3 protein-coding genes are annotated in these 2,203 nt (G+C 73.3%); all 3 read left to right on the top strand.

The genetic code is table 11. From position 1 onward, the window contains the following. Nucleotides 1-752: glutamate ABC transporter substrate-binding protein (locus AB0M20_RS39440; protein WP_364306161.1), on the top strand; the 752-nt coding region annotated here is incomplete at its 5' end. Beyond that, on the top strand, nucleotides 749-1,924 hold the full coding sequence (locus AB0M20_RS39435) for a hypothetical protein (protein WP_364306160.1): 1,176 nt from the start codon (nucleotides 749-751) through the stop codon (nucleotides 1,922-1,924). The genes AB0M20_RS39440 and AB0M20_RS39435, both read left to right, overlap by 4 nt. Before the next feature lie 56 nt (nucleotides 1,925-1,980). Next, a partial coding sequence (locus AB0M20_RS39430) for a hypothetical protein (RefSeq protein ID WP_364306158.1) occupies nucleotides 1,981-2,203 on the top strand: 223 nt, incomplete at its 3' end.

Below are 2,203 nucleotides of genomic sequence, written 5' to 3'. Positions count from 1 at the left end.
GGTCGACGATGGCGCCCAACCACAAACCCGTCCGCCAGAACCTGGCCACAAGCCAGGACAATCTGCTTTACCACACCCTCAACCCGATCACAGGCGTGGTCGAGGGCTTCGACGTGGACATGGGCCGGCAGGTCGCGGCGGCCATCTTCGACGACCCCCGCAAGATCGAGATCAAGGTCATCGGGTACGACAAGAGGGTGGATCACGTCATCGACGGATCGGTGGACATGGTCGCCGACACCTTGACCATCACCTGCGATCGCAAGGCGCGGGTCGGCTTCTCCACGGTGTACTACGACGCCGGCAAGCGGGTGCTGGTCTCGGAGGCGGCGAAGGACAACGGCGTGAACGGCCTGCCGGATCTGGGTGGACGCCGGGTCTGCGCGGCCGTCGGGTCGACCTCGCTGGACGCCGTCGCCAAGCACCCGGCGAAGCCGGTCGCGGTGGGCCGGCCGAGCTTCGCCGCCTGCCTGGTCGCCTTCCAGCAGAACGAGGTGGACGCGATCGCCGGCGACGACAGCATCCTGGCCGGGCTGGTCGCGCAGGACCCGTATGCGCGGGTGGTCGGGCCCAAGTTCACCGCCGAGCCGTACGGGATAGCGATCTCCCCGGAGCGCACCGACCTGATCAAGTTCGTCAACCAGGTGCTCGAGCGCAACCGCGCGAACGGCACCTGGGCGAAGACCTACAAGCGGTGGCTCGGCGAGTTCGGCCCGGTCCCGGCGCCGCCCGCCGCCGAGTACACGTCATGATCGAGCCCCGCGCCGTCGCCGCCGACTCCAGGCGCGCCGCCGCCGAGCTGGCGCGCCTCGAGTCGGCCGCGGCCGTCGTCGCCCAGAACCTGATCGACCTGGACAACAACGCCGCGCGCCACGACCTCGACCAGCGCACGCTGACCGGCCGGACGGCGTCGGAGTGGGCCAAGGCCAAGGACGCGCTGACCCGGCTGTGGGAGTCGTACGCGCAGCTCACCAAGGCGATCACCGAGGCGCGGGCGCTGCGTGACCGGGCCGGACCGGAGTTCGCCCACCAGGTGGTGGGCCCCTCGATCACCCTGTCCACGTCGGTGGTCCCGCTGACCCAGCGCGGGCTGCTCGGCGCCGGGCAGGTCACGCAGACGTGCACGCCGGGTGAGCTGCTGTCCGAGATGGAGTCGTCGTTCGCGAGGGTGGCCGACGTGGTGGCCCGCGCCGGGGACGTGTGGCAGCGGCTGCTGTCCCGCAGCGCCGAGACGGCCGCCTCGCTGGAGAACGTGCGGTCGCTGGTCCGGCGGTCCGGCAGCCGTACGCCCCAGCTGGACGAGGCGGACCGGCGGCTCAAGTACTTCACCGCGACCATGTCCTCCGACCCGCTCGGCGTGGACGAGGCCGAGCTGACCGCGATCCGCGCGCTGATCGAGCGGGCGGACGCCGAGCGGACCTCGGCCGGGGAGTTGCGCGACACGCTGAGCCGGCGGCTGGCCGACGCGCACAAGCTGCTGGACGAGATCGAGGCGGCCGAACGGGCGGCACACTTCACGGCGGCGCACGCGGCGAGCCGGATCTCGGCGGGCGCCGCCCCGATCGCGGAGGGCCCGGACCTGCGGCCCGACCTGATGGCGGTGGACGCCCTCGCCGCGGCCGGGCACTGGGCGCTGATCAGCCCGCGGCTGGCCGAGTGGACTCGGCGGGCGCAGGAGCGGCAGGCCGTGCTCGACGAGGTGGCGGTGCGCAACGACGGCCTGCTCTCGGCGCGCAACGAGCTGCGCGGGCTGTTCGAGTCGTACCAGGCGAAGGCGAAGCGGCGCGGGCTGGACTCCGCGCCGGAGCTGGCCGCGGCGGCGGGCCGGGTGCGGGACCTGCTCTACACCGCGCCGGTGGATCTGGCGGCGGCCCGGGTTGCGGTGACGGCGTACCAGGACGCGCTGCGGGATGTCGCATCGTGAGGTGCGCCCGGAACTGTCCCGGCTCCATCGTGGACGGATACTGCGACGAGTGCGGGATGGCGCCCGCCCGCGTCCCGGCCGAGCCGCCGACCGTCGAGCTGGCCACCGTCGCGCCGGCCACAGCTCCGCCGGCGGTCGCCGAGCCGCCGACGGCCGAGGTGATCCCCGTCCGGCACGTCCCCGAGGTCCCGGTGAAGCAGTCGGCGGCCATCACCCGCCGGTCGACCAGGATGACGAGCACGCGCACCGGGAGCCGCCGCCGGCGGTTCGGCGGCGGGC

The sequence above is a fragment of the Actinoplanes sp. NPDC051633 genome (assembly GCF_040681735.1).
GTDB lineage: Bacteria > Actinomycetota > Actinomycetes > Mycobacteriales > Micromonosporaceae > Actinoplanes.
The sequence above is the reverse complement of the archived record's forward strand: the minus strand, read 5'-3'. Positions and strand labels throughout refer to the sequence as shown.